Raw genomic sequence first — 18908 nt, forward strand, 5'->3', positions numbered from 1 at the left:
TATTTACGTGCTTTTACTTTTTATTGAAGGTGATCTCTTCGCTCTTTAATAGAAATAAAAGCACTTTTTTTAATGTACAAAAAAAGTAAATAAAACCAAATTGAAAGCAGTGTTAATCACCTTATTGATTACTTACCTTAAGAAAAGTTACCATTTGATTCACACTTAGTAAACTCACTTAATTTAGTGGTGGAAATAGCTATTTCCTACCCATTTTCAGGAAAATAAAACGATATTATGTCAGCTATAAACAACATAGCCTATGGTTTGGATATTGGAGGGACCAAAATTGAAATTGGACTTTTCGATCATGAAATGAAAATGATTGATAGTTGGCGAGTGCCAACGCCAACTGAAAATTATCATGAATTTCTTTATACAATTACAACATTGATTAATGAAGCAGATAAACGTACAGGTCAACAAGGTAGTATTGGTATTGGGATGCCTGGTATTATCGATAAAAATAAACGGGTTAAATCAGCGAACATCCGTTGTGCAACAGGTAAGTTAATTGTAGAAGATTTAGAGAATATTTTAGGACGAAATGTCGCTGTTGCTAATGATTGTCGATTATTTGCATTGTCAGAAAGTAATCAAGGAGCAGGTCGTAATTTGCCTATTGTTTATGGGGCAATTATTGGCACTGGTGCTGGAGGCGGTTTATGCATCGATGGTGAGTTGTATAAAAGTACAAATAATACTGCTGGTGAGTATGGACATTTACCGGCATCAGGTGCTTTGTTAAATAAATATAATATAAAACCACGACAATGTGGTTGTGGCTTAATTGGCTGCAGTGAAACTTATATTGCAGGCCCAGGGTTAGGTTGGTTGTATCAACATTTTGGTAGCGATAGTAATAGCACGACTCAGTTTGTCACTGATTTACGTGATAATAATCCAATAGCGATTAAAACATTTGATTGTTATATGGAGTTTTTAGGTTCAGCATTCAGCACGTTAGTTTTATCTTATGATCCAGATATGATCGTTGTTGGCGGTGGTTTGTCTAAAATCGATGAGATCATTGAGGGGCTTCCAGCTGCGATTAATAAACATTTATTTACAGGGATCGAATCTCCTATTATTTCACGCGCTGTTTTTGGCGATTCTAGTGGTGTACGTGGTGCTGCTATTTTAGGAAAAAACCATGAGTTTGAAAAATAAGCATTATGACACTTGTCGCTGTTTTATCGACCCTATTAATTAATATTTTATTGAAGGTATTGAAATGACTAATAAACGTTTACATGTAGAAAAATATTTTGATGGTGAAAATTTTATTGAAAATAAAGTCTTTACACTTTCAAAAGGAAAAATTGTAGCAATTGATAACGACATATCAAAAAGTGATGAGGTCCTGTCGGGTCTGGTGGTTCCTGGTTTCATTGACTTGCAGGTTAATGGTGGGGGAGGCGTTTTATTGAATAGCACGCCAACAGCCGCTGGCATTGAAAAAATAATGCAGGCTCATATAAAGTTTGGCACAACAGCAATGTTACCGACATTAATTACTGACAAAGTATCGGTAATGCAGCAAGCAGCAGATGCTATTGCTGAAGCTATTAATAATAATGTGATAGGAATTATCGGTATACACTTTGAAGGTCCGCATTTGTCAGTTGCTAAAAAAGGTGCTCACAGTGAGGAATATATTAGAAAAATCACTGATGAAGAATGGCAAGTATTGAGCCGTAAAGACATAGGGCAAATATTAGTCACTTTAGCTCCTGAAAATGTTTCCGTTGAAGATATTAAACGTATGGTTGATATGGGAATTAAAGTTTGTCTGGGTCATACTAATGCTGACTTTGAAACTGCGCAAAAAGCCATTGATGCTGGTGCTGACGGTTTTACTCACTTATTTAATGCTATGTCTCCATTACAAGGAAGAGAGCCAGGAGTCGTGGGCTCTGCACTGCTTAATGATAAGGCCAGTTGTGGCTTAATCGTCGATGGTCATCATGTTGATTTTGCATCATGTCTATTAGCTATTAAAACGAAACCTCAAGGTAAACTATTTCTTGTTACTGATGCTATGCCCCCTCTAGGTACCGATGATAAAGAGTTTATGTTATTTGACCGGAAAGTTATTCTTGACGGAGGTAAGTTAACTTCACCAACTGGTGGGCTTGCGGGTTCAGTTTTAGATATGGCTACTGCGATAAAAAACACTCATCAAATTCTTAATATAGAGTTAGGTGAAGCAATTAATATGGCTACCGCTTACCCTGCAAATTATGTAAATCAACAATCTATCAGAGGTCGATTATTTGAAGGTTGTCAGGCTGATTTTGTTGTTTTGAGCAATTCTTTGTCAGTTGAACAAACATGGATTTCAGGCAAGCAAGTATACTAATTTAATTCGCTCATCTAGCACCAATCGGATACTCATTAAGCTTACTAAAGCAAGAATGATTGGTGATCATGTTTAAGAAAGTAATTATTGAGCATGATGAAGCAACTTAAAAGCAATTAAGCACAACATATATAGTCCTTCTGTGCATTATTAATAGTAAGAACTGGCTTATTTTTCTAAAGATAATAAGCCAGTAACTCTGTTGGTAATTTCGAGATCAAGCCATTAAAACCGTGATGATGAGAATATTTTGTTTGAGATTTCCACCTTAATTTATCATTTATCATTTATCATTTATCGTTTCGGCTATAAATTTTCTCAATAGCAATTAACAACATTTCACCATTGATTTAGTGTCCTTGTTTAACGTTCTAACGAAGTATTTAGTTACCTAGGAAGGTTTTGCATGTTTATATTATTTTTCATTTCTACGCATATACTGATGCACCTCCTTACTATTGCTTTCTTACCTGTTTTTTTTGTTGTATTCAATTTCAAATGTTTTCATGGTCTTTCAAAGTGTTTTTTTTTGTGTAACAATGAAATTAATACAACTTGATAAGGTAAATCAATATGGATGCTACTAATCATTCAAATATACGACAAAGTGTTAGTGTGATACCAATGTTCATTATAGGAACGTTATTCTTTGTTTTTGGCTTTGTTACATGGTTAAACGGCTCTTTAATTCCGTTTTTAAAAATTGCTTGTGAGCTAAATCATATGGAGGCTTACTTTGTTACCATGGCTTTTTATATCGCTTACACCGTAATGGCATTACCCATGGCTTTTGTATTGAAGCGTACTGGTTATAAAAATGGCATGATGTTAGGTTTATTAGTGATGGCAATTGGTTCACTAATATTTATTCCTGCAGCTAATGAACGCATGTTTAGCATATTCTTATTTGGTTTGTTTATGTTGGGTACAGGACTAACTATTTTACAAACAGCTGCTAACCCTTACATTGTACTTTTAGGACCAGAGGAGTCGGCTGCGGTTAGAATTAGTATTATGGGCTTGCTAAATAAAGGTGCGGGTGTTGTTGCACCGATTATTTTTACCGCTTTTATTTTAGGTAATATGGGGCAATTTGATGAAAACCAATTAGCAGCACTCAATGATATTGAGCGCAATATTCAATTAAATGAGCTTGCCCAGCGATTAGCAGACCCTTATTTGATTATGGCAGCAACGCTTATTGTATTAGCTATTTTTATCAAACTATCACCTTTGCCTGCAATGAATTCAACAGAAAAAAAACAAGATGGCAAACAAGACAATGATAATGATTCTATCTTTGCTTATCCGCAACTTATTTTAGGTGTTGTTACATTATTTTTATATGTCGGTGTTGAAGTTATCGCTGGTGATACTATCGGTTTATTTGGTCAAGAACTTGGTGTTGAAAATTTTGGTCAACTTACCTCATATACCATGGCATTTATGGTACTCGCTTACATTGTTGGTATGTTCAGTATTCCTCGATTTATAAAACAGGAATCAGCTCTAATGCTGTCAGCCGTATTAGGTTTGCTACTCACTTTTCTCATTATGATTACACCAAAAGATAGTGCAGTTGTTTGGTCTAGTTTAATTTTTTGGCAAGAAGTAGGTTATTTGCCTGATGTAGTTTTATATGTTGCTTTGCTCGGTTTTGCTAATGCATTAGTTTGGCCGGCAGTCTGGCCAATGGCTTTAAGTGGTTTAGGTAAGCATATAGAAACAGGCTCAGCTCTATTGATTATGGGGATTTCGGGGGGAGCAATATTACCTTTGGCTTATGGTGCTTTAACTGAAGCGACGAGTAATTCCCAAAGTTCATATATGGTAATGCTGCCTTGTTATTTATTTATTTTATTTTATGCATTGAAAGGGCATAAGGTTCGTCATTGGAATAAGCAATCTTTATAAAGTTGAGCTACTCATTAATAGTGATTGAAGTTGAGGTGTGGAATGCAAGCTGAAAATAAGTCCGTAGATAGAATATTATCAATAGATATATTTCGTGGGTTAACAATGTTTTTGCTGCTTGGTGAGTTTGTTAATATATACAATTACTTCACCCCTGAAGTTTTTGGTAATGACCTCGTCACTGCAATTAATATCCAATTTCATCATCATCCATGGCATGGCTTACGTTTCTGGGATCTTATTCAGCCTTACTTTATGTTTATTGTTGGTCTTTCTCTGCCTTATGCGATTCAAAGCCGTATAAAGAAGGGAGATACAAGTCAGAGAATTGCAAGGCATACTCATCAGCGAGCGTTAACACTCGTTGTGATGGGATGGGTACTGTATTGCATACCTTCAGGTGAAATTACTTTCTATTTTCAAAATGTGTTAGTACAAATTGGTGGGGCATATTCTATAGCCTACCTTGTTTTAAATCGCTCTATTAGGTTCCAAGTGCTTTTTTCTATAAGTCTTTTATTACTGACTGAAGCTTTATATCGATTTTTTTCTGTTGAAGGATATAACCATGCTTTTGTGATGAATCAAAATTTTGGGTCATGGTTAGATCAACTTTATGGTGGTGACTCTAATGGTGGTTGGGTGTCTTTTAATATGATACCTACTTCTGCTCATACTGTTTGGGGAGTGGTCATTGGTAAGTTATTGATGGAAGATAAATCCGCTACTAATAAGCTTATAAAGATGATTGTTATTGGAGGTGCGCTTGTAATATTAGGGTATTTATTAAATCCAATTACGCCTATTATCAAACGAATAGCAACGTCTTCGTTCGTTATCGTAAGTGGGGGGTGGTCAATACTAACATTGGCTTTTTTATACTGGATTGTTGATATTAAAAAGTTTAACAAGCGATGGCCGCTGTTCTTTGGCGTTGTGAGTATGAATTCTATTTTTATTTATCTTTTTGCACATGTAGGTGGGGCGGATCTTATTGAGAGTATACTGCATCCATTTACTTACGCATTATTTTCTTGGACAGGTCAGTTTACTACCGAGGTGCTTACGAGTGCATTAGTATGGGCTGTACTTTGGGGGATCTGTTACTGGATGTATATCAAAAGGTTATTTATCAAAATTTAAATACAGCTAAAAATAGAATAGCAACGAATTGTTAGTTTTATAAAGAGTGGTGAATATTAACCGTCGATACTTCATGAAAATCCACTTTCGTAACTGCTGTTAGTGTTGTAAGGGTAACTGATTGCGTAAATCATGATTTAATTTTTATTCTAAGGCAGAATAAGTTGTACCAAGTTCATGCGTCTACAGCAGAGCTGTATTTTCTGAACATAAAATGTATAACTGGAGTAGGGGTCTTATTACTGGCTTTGCTATTGATTTATTATTCTAAATTAATGGCAAAGCCATATCATTTCGTTAATTCAATTACCGCAAGTTTTCTGCTTCATTACTTAATCTATATCACATAATAATAGTCACTGACTTATTATTACGAATATTTATCTTTGATTGCTTTCATTACCTTTCTTATTGTGCATATTCATGCTTGACAGTGGTTTCATTTTACTTCAGTATTGTTTTTGTAAGCTTTGATGTTGATTTCGTTTTGCTTCGGTGTTAGGGCGGAATTAACATTAAGTGAACTATAAAAAAAACATAATAGTAGGGAAGGTACACGTCATGAAAAATAAAAAAGAAAATCAATTTACTAAAACAACGCTGTCTATAGCTGTCGCAGCAATACTTGCGACAGCTAATGTTAGTGCACAAGAAACTGCAGATGAAGAATCTGAAGTTATTGTTGTTACCGGTGTAAGAAGTAGTTTAGCTGAATCACTGGCTAATAAAAAAGATGCAAATTCACTTGTTGATTCAATTGCTGCGGAAGAATTAGGTCGTTTTCCTGATGATAACGTAGCTGATTCTTTATCGCATATTCCAGGTATTACGGTTAGTAGAACAAGAGGTGGGGAAGCTCAATATGTTAATATTCGAGGTTTAGGCCCTGAGTTTACTATCGTTACTTTAAATAACCGTATTCTGGCAACAGATGATGGAGGCAGAAACTTTGCTTTTGATGTTATCCCATCTGAAATGATAAGTGGTGCCGATGTATGGAAGACAGTTCAAGGTAAGAACCTTGAAGGTAGTATTGGTGGCGCTGTTAACCTTAAGTCAGCACGACCGTTTACTAACCCAGGCATGCATGGTGCGGTATCTATTACTGGAGATTATAACGATTTTTCAGAAGAGATTGGTAAAAAATTTAATGGCGTGTTCAGTAATACCAACGATGATGAAACCTTTGGCTTTATTGTTGGCTTCAGTTCGTCTTCAGGCACAGAAAGATCTGATGATATGTTTGATAATTATATTTTCGGTGTTAACGATGGTATTGAATACGATGTTAATGAAGATGGTGTTATTACAGAAAATGAACAAAATTTGGTTATGCCAGGCTCCTATGGCATAGGTGCATATGAAACTGACTTTAAACGTAATGGTATTACTTCTACTCTACAATGGCGACCAACCGATCGTTTATCGTTAACAGCTGATATTTTAATTACAAAGTTAGAAGCTGATAAAACGGGTTTTGCTCAATCATTTTATATGGTTGATGAGAGTGAAGCACAAGATCGCTTATCTAATATCACATTAGATGGCAATGTAGTAACAGGGATGGATATTGCTGATGTAACCATGGAAGTCGTTACATTAGATGAGCATCGTACCGTAGATACTAGTATGTATGCGTTAAATGCAGAATACCTGTTAACAGATGAATTGACGATAAAAGCCGATGTATATCGTTCAAACTCCTCTCGTGATTCAGGTGGTAAAAATACATTCGTGGTAGCGGGTTCACCAGGGGCTCATTCAGGACGATATCAATTAAATGAAGGAGGACTACCAGATTATATTCCAAATTGGACAGAAGGTCGTACTTCTGATGATTTTGGTAATGACGACTTTTCTCCACATTGGGCTGCTCGTGACGGTAGTGACATTGAAGATACCGTAACTGGTTATACTATGGATGCTGAATGGGAACTCGATGGTGAGTACCTGACTAGTGTTGATTTTGGTGCAGCTTACACCAGCAGAAATAAAACTAACACAGCATATAATAACTATGAAACAGGTGCTTGTAACTATTGTGGTTATCCTTTCACATTTGGTGAGGTAGGGGCTGATGTAGTACGAGATTTTCCTTTTGATAATTTTTTTGAAGGTGACAGTGCTGATATACCACGCTCTTTCCCTATTTTTAGTATCCCTGATTATGCTGCTGGTTTAGCTGCATCTGACGGTCAAACGATTACTGATTATGCTGGTAACACACGAACCTTTGGTGAGAATGAATCTGCATTATGGGAGCCAGTAATTAATCCTGTAAATTCATATGATATTGAAGAAAACACAACCGCAGCTTACTTCCAAGCTAACTTTGAAGGCGAAGGTTGGTTTGGTAATGTTGGTGTTAGGTATATAAGTACTGATGTATCAGCGGGTTATTCATATAACGAAATATTATCTATTCAAATCGTGGATCCAAATGCAGCTAACCCTTCATGGGATGTTGAGTATTCAGATAGTGCAGCTCAATTAGCTAAAGGTGATTATAGTAAATTATTGCCAGCTGCCAACTTTGGTATCTACCTTCAAGAAGACTTACTGTTGAGGCTTGGTGCTGGGCAATCATTGTCTCGTCCAACACTGGATCAAATGGCTCCACTTACTACTGATAATGCGCAATCAGGTCTATTTACAATGGACATAAGTGGTAATGCTAATATAGAACCTGTTTTTGCTGATCAGTTTGATATCGCGATCGAGTGGTACTTTGCCGAAAATAGTTTATTGAGTGCATCAGCATTTAGAAAAGATTTAGATGGTTTTATTACATCAAATACGACCAATGTCACAATCGCAGGTGAATCTTTTACTGTTACACAGCCAATTAATGGTGATTCAGCAGAAGTGGAAGGGATTGAGATAGCAATACAAAAATTCTTCGAGAATGGTTTTGGTGTTACCGCAAGTTATGCGTACACTGATTCGAGTACTATTGTTAACGGTGAAAAAGCGGGTCCATTAACGGGTGTTGCTGATACGTCTTATTCATTATCATTAATTTATGAAAAAGACAAAATTAGTACACAAATTGCACTAGATTATACGGGTGATTATGTTGTTGACCCTTATAGTCCATTAGGTGATGATTATCAAACGACTGGAGAAGCCGTTTCTATGGTAACTGCATCGTTTAATTATAACCTAAGTGACAATGCTCAATTGTTCCTTGAAGGTAATAACCTGTTAAATGAGCAAAATCGCACTTTCCAAGGTCGTAGTGATTTACCAGGTTCAATTCAAATTTATGGCCGTACCATTAAATTTGGCGCTCGTTATACGTTTTAGTGGGCATAGCTTCAAAGCGTGATGTGCGCTTTGAAGCTAACCAACCTCAACTCAATTTTCAAGAATAAACTTATTAAAGCTTACATTAGTTGAACTGAGTTTAAATAAATTGAGTTGAGGTTAACTATTAATAGCGAAGTAAGTGGGGAACAACAAATGCCAAAAGCTATTAAAGATATAGTGATTCTTGGTGGCGGTGCCGCGGGGTGGATAAGTGCAGGGGTATTAGCAAATAAACTTAGTCCATCATCGACAAGTAACACTATAACGCTTATTGAATCAAAAGCGGTTGGCACCATAGGCGTAGGTGAAGGCACATGGCCAACTATGCGGGCAACCTTGAAGAAAATAGGGATAAGTGAAAACGATCTTATTACCCAATGTGATGCTACATTTAAGCAAGCTAGCAAATTTGTTTCTTGGACAAATAATTCAAACCAAGATTTCTATTACCACCCATTTAACACACCAAAAGCTTACCCCCACATTAATTTAGCTCCTTACTGGCAGTCAGAAAAGTGGAGTGAAAAATCATTTTCATCTACTGTAAGCTGTCAAGAGGCTGTATGTGAGCATGGACTCGCGCCAAAAACATTAAATACAGCCGAATACAAAGATATAGCCAATTATGGTTATCACCTCGATGCAAAAAAATTCTGTGCTTTGCTAAAAAAACACTGTACTGAAAATTTGAACGTTCGGTATATTCAAGATGATATGAAAGACGTTATTAAAGATAATACGGGTAATATTCAAAGTTTACTGTGTTATGAGTCAGGTGAAATTAAAGGTGATTTTTTTGTTGATTGTAGTGGTTTCAATAGCCTTTTACTGGGTAAAGCTATGGATGTTGATTTTGTAGATAAAAGTAATCAAATATTTTGTGATAGTGCCTTAGTGTTACAAAAACCTTATTCTGATCCAGATAGTCCTATTCCTTGTTATACGCAATCTACTGCTCAAGAAAGTGGTTGGATTTGGGATATCGGTTTATCTAATAGACGTGGTATTGGTTATGTATTTTCTAGCCACCATACAACGGACTATATAGCAGAAAAAACGTTAAACCATTATTTAGGTGAGCAGTCTGAAAAATTAACACCAAGAAAAATTACGTTTAAAACCGGACACAGAGAAATTTTTTGGAAAAAAAATTGTGTTGCCATAGGTCTAGCTGCGGGCTTTATTGAGCCATTAGAAGCTTCAGCATTAATGTTTATTGAAACATCGGCAGCAATGTTAGCGGATCAATTTCCTGCAAATAATAATGCAATAAAAAATACGGCTCAACGTTTTAACAACGCATTTATTGAACGCTGGAACGGCGTGATCGACTTTATAAAATTACATTATGTATTAAGTAAAAGGGATGAACCTTTTTGGGTTGATAATCGCGATCCAAACTCTATGTCAACATCACTTAAAAATCGGCTTGAAGCGTGGCAATATGAAGCACCGTCTGACTATGATTTCCCAAGTCAATTTGACGTTTTTCGCGCAGCGAGCTATCAATATGTACTATATGGTATGGGCTTTCATACTGATTTCTCGAATAGTGGTCATTTGTATAATGAGAAAAGTAGAGCAGATAAAGTGATAGCAATGAAAATGAAAGAACAATACAATTTATGTGCTAATTTACCTCAACATCGCGCATTGATTAACCGCATTAAGCAATATGGATTTTCAAGGATTTAAGATGAACACATCTATCGAAAAGTTAACTATTGAAGTACATGGTGATTTTAAAAAAATAAAAAACCATCACTTTCCTCATGTTCAATCTGAACAATTAGTACCGATTAATATGCATGAATTCCCTGCTGCAAGTAGTTGTTTTCCATTATTCTTTATAAAAAATAAAAATAATGGTCAATTGTTTTCTATTGCATTGTTTGGTTTGATACAAAATGAAAATTTGTATTATTCCCCCCAAGAGTGGCAAGCTTCTTATGTTCCTTTAGCGATGAGAACTTGGCCTTTCTCATTAGTTGCTACTGATCCAGAGAAAAAAAAGTGGCATGTAGCAGCGGATACAACAAGTGATTACTTAAGTGAAACTAAAGGCGATTCATTATTCACATTAGGTAAACCGAGCGAACTATTTAATACCATCACGAAAGAATTAGTTAGTAATTCACAACAAAAAGCAGCAACGGTGAGTTTTATTGACTTTATTACGCAGCAAAACTTGATTAAAGCGATAAAATTTGAGTTTGTCTTTGCTACAGGTGAAAAACATCAGGCAGGAGGTATATATGCGATTAATGAAGATGTATTGAATAACCTTCAACCAGAACAAGTACAAGAGCTGTATAAAAGAGATTACTTTAAAGCTATTTATTGTATGTTAAGTTCGCAGCATAATTTATATGATTTAATTAAACGTTCACAGGCTAAAAGCAGTGATAAATCGGTTGTGAGCTTAAATATTATTAGTGATTAATCGATATCACTTTTCTCATTCACGATAATAAGTTAGGCTATTTTTTATCGTGAATATATACTTACTACCATAGTTAATACTTTGCACATATAAAACACCTCTTCTTTTAAATTAATTACTTCGTAAATGATTTGAATCAGGTAGATAAGTTATTATCGTACTTATTTTAATCACAATTTAACTTATATTATTATTTTAAGATGTTTTATAAACGAGTTTCTTGGTTAAATGAGACACATCCGGAAAACGCAATACTTCTTACTATTTTATTAAAGCATAACCAAAACAATAATTTTGAAAAGTATCAAAATTATCCAACGTATAACTTTTTTACATTAATACACATATCCTTAATGAGTCGTGTTTTCAAACTGGCATAAATTTGGTTGTTATAAGGATTAATAATTGATGAAAAGAATAAAGCATATACCTAAGGGTTAATAGAAAATAAAGTAAAATCGATTTTTATTTTTTTTTATCTAAGTTTTGATCTTTAAATTACGAGGTTTTATCAATTCTGCAATTAGTTGCGGAGCAGGTGTTTTATAATGACAAAAATTAAACGAGATACTTCTGTAAAAAATGAATATCGGGTGAAGTGTCGTGGCATAGTTAATTTGTCCACTACAATATGGTAACAATACAAGTCCGATTATTGATGAGTTAGATGCAACAAGTTACGTTGATTTATCTGCAAACTACAGAATTAACGATAATATTGAATTAAGGTTTGGTATAAACAATATTCTTGATCAAGATCCACCATTAACTTCTATTGCAGGTTTTGGCGGTTCAGAAACATCTGGTCGAGGAAATACTTATCCACAAATCTACGATGCACAAGGTAGATATATCTTCACTGGTCTTAAAGCTAGCTTCTAAAATGAGTGATATACGCTGGTTTTTATAAAACCAGCGTATTATTAATTAAAGTCAATTTAATAGCTCTATTCATTATGCTTGTTCAAGTTTGTCTAAATATTTTATATAAAAAAAATGACTTTGGATAAGTAAAGTTAACAATATTGTATTGGTTATAATTATTCAATTACAGTTTCTATGCCAGAGTAATCCAAAGTGGTATATTATGCTGATGTGTTTTTGTATTATAGACTGATGAATATAAGTAAAATCAGCTTAGTATTAAACATTGATTTAGTTGTCTTAATTGTTTTTTATTTAGGCCGTAATCTTTTGAATTTTAAAATAATAATTATATAAAATTGGGATGAATAACATGAAAAAACCACAACTATTTTTACTAAAACCAGGCTATGGTAAAGCTGCTGATCAATTCTGTCCTGACTGTGCTTTGGTAATGGGATACTTTGATTATCAGCCGCAAATGCGTGAGCATGTTGATATTAAATTAATTGACTTCGATAGACCACGCCATGACTTGGTTAAACTACTTGGCGAAGATCTACAGAATAGTCCAGCTCTAATATTTTCTGAGGGTGAACGACCGCAGAATATTAACTTATCAGCAAAGACTAACAGAGCTTATATTAATGACGGACGAGCTATTTGTCAGTGGCTTGGAAAAACGTATGGCGGATTAGTACCGTCATAGAAAAGTTATTTTAAATAAGGTCTATGAATGCATGGATGTTATAAATAAATCACCATCGTAAGTTGTTAAGTGTTAATTCGCCTAACAATTGGGAAATTTTATGTTTAAATTATATATAGTTTTTGTACTGCTTTTAACTAGCCTGATGTCTATCGCTGCGCCTGTAGCTGAGACACAGCCGGAAGACTCAATACTCCTTACCGTTTTGTTAAAACATGACCAAAGCAATAGTTTTGAAGAGTATCAAAAAATTTTAGAAGAGCAGAAATTCTTTGATAAATTCCCGCCAGAAGGCGTAACTGTTGTAAGCTGGTATGTGATGATGGGAATTGGCCAGGTAGTTACATTAGAAGTACCTGCACACAAGCTTAGAGACGTTAACTTGGCAGTAGAGCAAAGCGCTTGGAAAGCCTTTACAGTTGAATTTTATCCAACTTATAACCTTTATCCTGTTTTTAAAGATAAGCTAAAGAATAAGGCTAAAGTGGCATATTAATGCTAAAGAGTTAACTCGTCACTTTAACAAACAATAAATGGTTGATTTTTGTAGTTGTATTATTCATTTAATCAACCATTTATTACTTCTTAATAAAATCTTATAGGATTGGAGTTTGCGTGAAAATTTTACAGTTTATTTTATTATTTACGTTATTATTCATTTCTTTTTATTCTTCGGCTTCAACAAGTAAGTTTGATTGTAAGTACCTCAATTATCATTTGGTGCTTGAGGCAAAAGGTTTTAAGCATATAATTCATGAGTTAAGTATCAACGGAGAAATTCTTATCACGGAATTGCTCGATGATAACTGGTTCATGGAGGAAATAAACTGTAAAAAATCAGGTTATGAAATTGTTGCTAGTCATATTCAATATAATGATCCTGTTAAACAGGTATTCAAACTAACTTATAGTGATAAACGTGGCTATAAAATCATAAAAAGTAAATAACAGCTCAAATAACTATGATCATTTTTTGTGTAGGCGCTATCAGTTGTTTGCGTTTGTAATTAACTAAAAATAGCTTTAGCTCTTATTCTGTTGGCGTGCAAGTTATCGTCATCATTATCCTTTATTGAATTCAATCACTCATTGCAAGCGTCTCTTTAGTCATATTTCCTTGTTAATCTTTCTGTTACTATTTTTAAATTTTAAACTTGTGTATCAATTTTGAATAAGTAGGGTTAACCATAAAGTGATTACGCATTTGACTATAATGCTGTTTTTCAAGCTTACCACCTGTAGCTTTTGTTAAAACTATACTCTGAAGGTAATCAGCCCTATCAAAGTCATCATTTAGGAATTCTATTTCCGTTGACACGAAACTCCTTAAGAGACTTAACCCCATAATAAACAAGGGCAAAAAATAGCAAACTGTTTTTTGCCCTTGTTTATTAGCTTGTTATGTTACTACTGGTACCAAACAGTTACCACAACTGTCGCTGGCATCCATGAACCGCCACTTTGAGTTTGAGTAATATTTTTTATTTCAATATCAGGATTTGATGCAAGCCAAAGGTTAATTTTTACTTCTAATCCACCATCTTGATTTCCAATAGGTTTCATCCAAAAGTTTAATTTTGGTTTTAATGATTTAGTAAATAGTTTAACTTTCATGATTGCAATAAACTCTACTTTTTTTAGTAATATAACGCCCCAAGAAGGGGATTTTATGAGTGTTTTTCAGCGAGTAAAATGCCCGCTGACTTGGCTTGTTATGTGTCATTATTCTATCAAACTCTTAGCCTAACAAATTAAGAATATAGCCATTTGAAAAATCTAGAAGTAAAGAAATTGAAAACCGTAAAAATGCACCCGTAAAGTAGCGCCTGAGGAAGAAAAAAGCCTGTTTCCTCGGGTGGATTAGATAATCCTAAAAATGCCATTGCCACAATAGTCAATCCAGCAGCGCAGACTGCTGCCACAGAGTCAGCCAGAGTGTTTTCTTTTTTATTTTCTTCCTTGGTCATTTATTTTCCGAGTGCAGTAACTTGTTATGTGTGTTGGCGATCATTAACTGCACAAATCATTATATTAAGCTCGCCTATAATTGCTTGTGGCGTTTTAGTATTTGTATTCTTAAATAGGATTTCATCCAACTCTGCTAGTAATTGTCTGGCATCTGACATTAGGTATTCTCCAGTCCCTGTAAAGCAAATTTCTTTCTGCTTCCCAGCGCCATTTATTTGCTCAAGATATCCTAACTGGCAGAGCTGTTTCACTGTTTTCGCGACCATCTGTCTCGTCACGTTCAAATTTCTTGCTATTTCTGAACCATAGTTCACACCGCATTCGAGAACACTGAGAAAAGAAAGGAGGGAGGGCGTTAGCGACTTATAACCCTTTTCTACTAGGCGCTGAGAGATATATTGGGTAATCACATCGTTTAGCCTTTGGGCACTTTGGATGAGCTGCAACGACTGAGATTCAACCATTGGAATTCCTTTATGTGTAAACCTAGTTGACATTTAAATCCTCACCACTTATGCTCTATGTCAACCAATTATACATAGGAGGGCCTATTATGTTAAGTTTAAAAAATATTATGCGTGCAAACGCTACTAGCTGTATAGTTTTTGGGATGCTCTTTGCTCTACAACCCATCCTAGTGGCAAATTACTTAGGTGGCGCGTCACCAGCCCCTCAATCATACATTCTGATTTTGGGCATTCTATTGATACTGAATGGCCTTCATCTGCTTTGGGCGTCAAGGGTTCCTCTGCCACAAAAAGAATTGATATTGTATTTTTCAACAGGCGATTATATTTGGGTAATAGGATCAGTAGGGCTAATTATCTCAGGAGTATGGATTACGACCATCGGTGGGGTTTTGGTAGCTAGCGCTGTTGCTGTCATGGTTGGTCTTTTCGGGATTCTACAAATGACGAGCAGAAAAGCGATGGGGCACTGCTAGACATAATTAAGTGGGAAGGAATAACGAGCTTGTAGAATAACTCGTTTTCATATTATTTATTAATCAAAATACTCTAACCGGATTGTTTTTTTTAACAATCAAAAACGTTTACGTTTTGGCGATTTTATTCTTACATCGTTAACTTAACGAAATAGTGGATTAATGTCTGATAATTCAGTGTTATAACGATTTGTATTATGTGGAGTTGAGCTTTTAACCCTTAATGGCCCTATTAACAGGTTAAAAATAGAGGGCTAAAATGGAGCAAAGCGAACAGCTCGCTTTTTTAGCCCTGTTGAATTTCTTATTAGGTTTGAGACTCCTAACCTTTTAGAGATTGGCCTTTAATAGCACTTACTAAGATAGTTGGTAACTTATCTAGGGCTTTACCTGATATGTAACCATAAATGCATATAGGAGCAACAAATAAAATAAAAAAAAACTGAAATTACAACATCTATAGGTATTGGTTCATTAGAAAAGAATGAAAATAGCACCATGACTAAAAATAGTGTTGAAACTAACCCTCCTAAAATACGCATAATGGTACTGATTTTGATATTTGCTTCTATGTTATTTATAACTCCATTCTGAAAAGAAACCTAATACCTTGCTAAGAGGCAAATAATAGTTGGTTAAAATAAACGACGAAGAAGTAAAACCAACTGTTTTTTGTCCTGCTTTGATGACTTGTTAAGACAACATTCGATTCGCCTTTAGCCTATATCCAAAAGAGACAAAAATAAATAGAATTAGCCAGAAATTCATGGTTCCTCCACCTGATGATTGTTTTGCTTCTGGCTCAGGAACATTGATTTGCTCTTTGATTTGTATTTTTATCGTAGCTTCATTTGAAATAGCACCATCATTGTCTTTTACCGAATACGTAATAGTATCTTCGGTAGTAGAACTTCCTGTATGTGAATATTCAATAATCCCTTGAGAATTAATAATTAAAGTTCCATGTGCAGGCTCTTGAATCACTTCTATGGAATCAATTATTATTTGACCGTCGCTATCATCATCATTATTTAATGGTGTTAATTGCACAATTCCACCAATCAACACTTCAAAATAATCATCGACGCTTACAGGTGAGCTATTGTTAGCCAATACTCTTACATTAACACTATCAATGGCTTTGTATCCTTCATCATCTGTCACCAATAACGATACTTGTACATCGTTACTTTCAGCTTTATCTGGTAATGAAGGAGCTATGAAATTAGCGCGTGATTCCCCATGATTATTTATAGTCACAGTTTCATTGGCTGTACTCCACTTATAAATGACTATATTACCTAAAGGGTCGAAAGAATCAGATCCATTAAGGTTAACGACTTCGTGTTCATTTATTTCAATATCAACACCTGCATTTGCATAAGGAACACTATCATGTACCGCATTCACGGCTACTTCACCAGACAACAAAGGTGCCGACATTTGTTCACAGTGCTGCTCAAAGCTCGCTTTGAATGCTTTGGGCTGATCGTTTTCCCACACTAATTTGGTGACGTTGAAGCGGCCGTAATTTCTATTACACCCTCTGCCGTTACCTGAAATAGTTAGACCTGCAGCACCAGCATCTTGAAAAGGAAACCTTTCAGCATAGTCATACTCTCCAACTTGTAATTGTACTTCGTCAGGAGCAGCAAACTCAGCTGACCAATGTTCGCTGCCAGATATTGAAACAGAGATACCGTTGTCATAATTTTTCGACATTGTAATTGAGCTTGTTGAAAGATCATAAAACCAATCTTGATCAGCACCGATGTAGTCTCCAGCTTCACTGTCCATAGTAAAATATGTGCGAGGATCACTTTTACTCTTAGCATTAATGGTATGTTTAATAGACTCAGATTGCCCCAGATTATTGTTCACGGTTAGCTTTAAAACAATTTCTTCTCCACCAAGCTCGATGCCATTTAATACCTCGACCTCAGTGCTTTCGTTAACAACGCTAGCGATGTTGATTTTTGGACCACTTACCTGTTCCCAATAGTAACTTTCAATTTTACTTGCTTTAGAGACCGATTTTTCGCCTGTTATTACAAAACTATTTCCTTCAAGGACAGAAGTTGAATTGCTGGAAATAATAGGAAATGGTAGCGGATATGGGGTTTGAATATCCGAATTTATGCGTATGCTACCCGTTAGTTTTACTGAATTAGAATCACAATATTGGATAAAGTCCATTGCAAGTATTTGGGTATCACCGCTGTAATCCAACTCATAAATATAAAACTCACCTGCAATTGTATTACAAACTCTACCTGATGAGCCTACAGACATCCTTGGGTTTAAAGGCCCTCTAAAAGGGGCTCTTTCTGCTGATAGATAAACACCTCGTTCTAAATCTCGATCAATTGGAGGAATAAATAAAAAGTTAAACCCACTTGAATGGTTTATTGATATCTGACTTTCTCCAATGGAAACACTAAAGTCACCTGTTAATTCATGCTCTTGCCCAGAACCAATGAATTCTCCTTGGTCACTTTTTAAAGAAATATATGATTCTGCGTGAGTAAAACCTACAGTGAACATGATCATGATTGTTAATAACTTTTTCAAAAATAAATCCTTTGTATGATTTGTTGTCCTAAAAATAATTATAAAGGACAGTCACTCAAATTTTTATACTTTAAATATAAGGCATTAGGTTTTATTGCGTTACATTTAATTCAATAATTTGAGTTTTTATGATTTTACCCCGTTAAAATGGACACGTTTTTTCACGCTGCCTACGGTTCATATTCCACTGGCGAACAGTCTTTAATGGAATATACAGACTTTTCAATTATTGTTTTATAAGCGAGTGTCCTCGTTAATTTTAATACATTGCTGTTGCAGTGGGCAACTTTTGCAATCTTTTAAGTAACCACAGAGTCGCGTGTATTGTTGATTGTGACTTTTTACATTTGCATATAACACAAATTACTGCGGGCATGGCAACCATGACTCATGTGTCAAATAGTGTGATTAAAGCGTATTCTGAACTAGTGTGAGCACCTATGCCATATCATTTAATGTTTATAAATATTAATCCTGATGATTTTAGTCAAGATAAGCAAATAACTGTTCAATTTAAATTTGAAAGAGCAGGGCTCATTGAGCTGAGTATCCCCGTTAAGCACAATACCTATTAACAAGCTTGTAATAAAAGAGAACAAAGAGATTCTACAAGAATACTTATAGTAATGCGTTTTATTATAAGTATTCACCTAGCAAATTATTTCATAAGAAATTTTTAGTT

The 18908-nt window shown here is 35.0% G+C and carries 16 protein-coding genes; 11 read left to right on the forward strand and 5 right to left on the reverse strand.

Annotation, left to right across the window (positions count from 1 at the left end; genetic code table 11):
- Positions 1 to 237 precede the first annotated feature (237 nt).
- The 10 genes from Q4496_RS06275 (at position 238) to Q4496_RS06320 (ending at position 13692) form a co-directional block, all read left to right on the forward strand.
- A complete protein-coding gene (locus tag Q4496_RS06275; protein WP_252727664.1) occupies positions 238 to 1170 on the forward strand; it encodes an ROK family protein in 933 nt (310 codons plus the stop codon).
- A 64-nt stretch (positions 1171 to 1234) separates the two neighbouring features.
- Complete coding sequence (gene nagA, locus Q4496_RS06280; protein WP_303610088.1) at positions 1235 to 2362, forward strand: N-acetylglucosamine-6-phosphate deacetylase; 1128 nt, start codon at positions 1235 to 1237, stop codon at positions 2360 to 2362.
- A gap of 573 nt (positions 2363 to 2935) precedes the next feature.
- A complete protein-coding gene (locus Q4496_RS06285) occupies positions 2936 to 4276 on the forward strand; it encodes a sugar MFS transporter (RefSeq protein ID WP_303610089.1) in 1341 nt (446 codons plus the stop codon).
- Positions 4277 to 4318: 42 nt separating this feature from the next.
- On the forward strand, positions 4319 to 5419 hold the full coding sequence (locus tag Q4496_RS06290) for an acyltransferase family protein (protein WP_303610090.1): 1101 nt from the start codon (positions 4319 to 4321) through the stop codon (positions 5417 to 5419).
- A gap of 561 nt (positions 5420 to 5980) precedes the next feature.
- The gene (locus Q4496_RS06295; RefSeq protein ID WP_215974334.1) at positions 5981 to 8725 is read left to right on the forward strand and encodes a TonB-dependent receptor; all 2745 of its coding nucleotides are present in this window, start codon (positions 5981 to 5983) and stop codon (positions 8723 to 8725) included.
- A 156-nt stretch (positions 8726 to 8881) separates the two neighbouring features.
- A complete protein-coding gene (locus Q4496_RS06300) occupies positions 8882 to 10423 on the forward strand; it encodes a tryptophan halogenase family protein (RefSeq protein WP_303610091.1) in 1542 nt (513 codons plus the stop codon).
- 1 nt (position 10424) lies between these two features.
- Entirely contained in the window at positions 10425 to 11171 is a 747-nt protein-coding gene (locus Q4496_RS06305) for a SapC family protein (protein WP_303610092.1), read from the forward strand.
- A gap of 1237 nt (positions 11172 to 12408) precedes the next feature.
- Positions 12409 to 12744 carry a DUF3088 family protein gene (locus Q4496_RS06310; RefSeq protein WP_303610093.1) on the forward strand — a complete coding sequence of 112 codons (336 nt, stop codon included), beginning with the start codon at positions 12409 to 12411 and terminating at the stop codon, positions 12742 to 12744.
- 100 nt (positions 12745 to 12844) lie between these two features.
- The gene (locus Q4496_RS06315; protein WP_303610094.1) at positions 12845 to 13240 is read left to right on the forward strand and encodes a hypothetical protein; all 396 of its coding nucleotides are present in this window, start codon (positions 12845 to 12847) and stop codon (positions 13238 to 13240) included.
- A gap of 119 nt (positions 13241 to 13359) precedes the next feature.
- Positions 13360 to 13692: a hypothetical protein gene (locus tag Q4496_RS06320; RefSeq protein ID WP_303610095.1), complete on the forward strand. Its 333-nt coding sequence runs from the start codon at positions 13360 to 13362 to the stop codon at positions 13690 to 13692.
- A gap of 193 nt (positions 13693 to 13885) precedes the next feature.
- Here the strand turns inward: Q4496_RS06320 and Q4496_RS06325 are convergent, their stop codons facing one another.
- The 4 genes from Q4496_RS06325 to Q4496_RS06340 form a co-directional block, all read right to left on the reverse strand.
- Positions 13886 to 14062 carry a hypothetical protein gene (locus Q4496_RS06325; protein ID WP_303610096.1) on the reverse strand — a complete coding sequence of 59 codons (177 nt, stop codon included), beginning with the start codon at positions 14060 to 14062 and terminating at the stop codon, positions 13886 to 13888.
- Positions 14063 to 14151: 89 nt separating this feature from the next.
- Complete coding sequence (locus Q4496_RS06330; RefSeq protein WP_303610097.1) at positions 14152 to 14358, reverse strand: hypothetical protein; 207 nt, start codon at positions 14356 to 14358, stop codon at positions 14152 to 14154.
- Between the two features lie 137 nt (positions 14359 to 14495).
- Complete coding sequence (locus Q4496_RS06335) at positions 14496 to 14711, reverse strand: hypothetical protein (RefSeq protein ID WP_215974323.1); 216 nt, start codon at positions 14709 to 14711, stop codon at positions 14496 to 14498.
- A gap of 24 nt (positions 14712 to 14735) precedes the next feature.
- Positions 14736 to 15176 (reverse strand): MarR family transcriptional regulator, encoded by a 441-nt coding sequence (locus Q4496_RS06340; protein ID WP_215974322.1) that lies wholly within the window; start codon positions 15174 to 15176, stop codon positions 14736 to 14738.
- Positions 15177 to 15265: 89 nt separating this feature from the next.
- Between Q4496_RS06340 and Q4496_RS06345 the strand changes: the two genes are divergently transcribed.
- The gene (locus Q4496_RS06345) at positions 15266 to 15655 is read left to right on the forward strand and encodes a hypothetical protein (protein ID WP_303610098.1); all 390 of its coding nucleotides are present in this window, start codon (positions 15266 to 15268) and stop codon (positions 15653 to 15655) included.
- Positions 15656 to 16348: 693 nt separating this feature from the next.
- Here the strand turns inward: Q4496_RS06345 and Q4496_RS06350 are convergent.
- On the reverse strand, positions 16349 to 18226 hold the full coding sequence (locus Q4496_RS06350) for an Ig-like domain-containing protein (protein ID WP_303610099.1): 1878 nt from the start codon (positions 18224 to 18226) through the stop codon (positions 16349 to 16351).
- Between the last annotated feature and the right edge of the window lie 682 nt (positions 18227 to 18908).

The organism is Colwellia sp. 5_MG-2023, assembly GCF_030547795.1.
In the GTDB taxonomy this organism is placed as follows: Bacteria; Pseudomonadota; Gammaproteobacteria; order Enterobacterales; family Alteromonadaceae; genus Colwellia.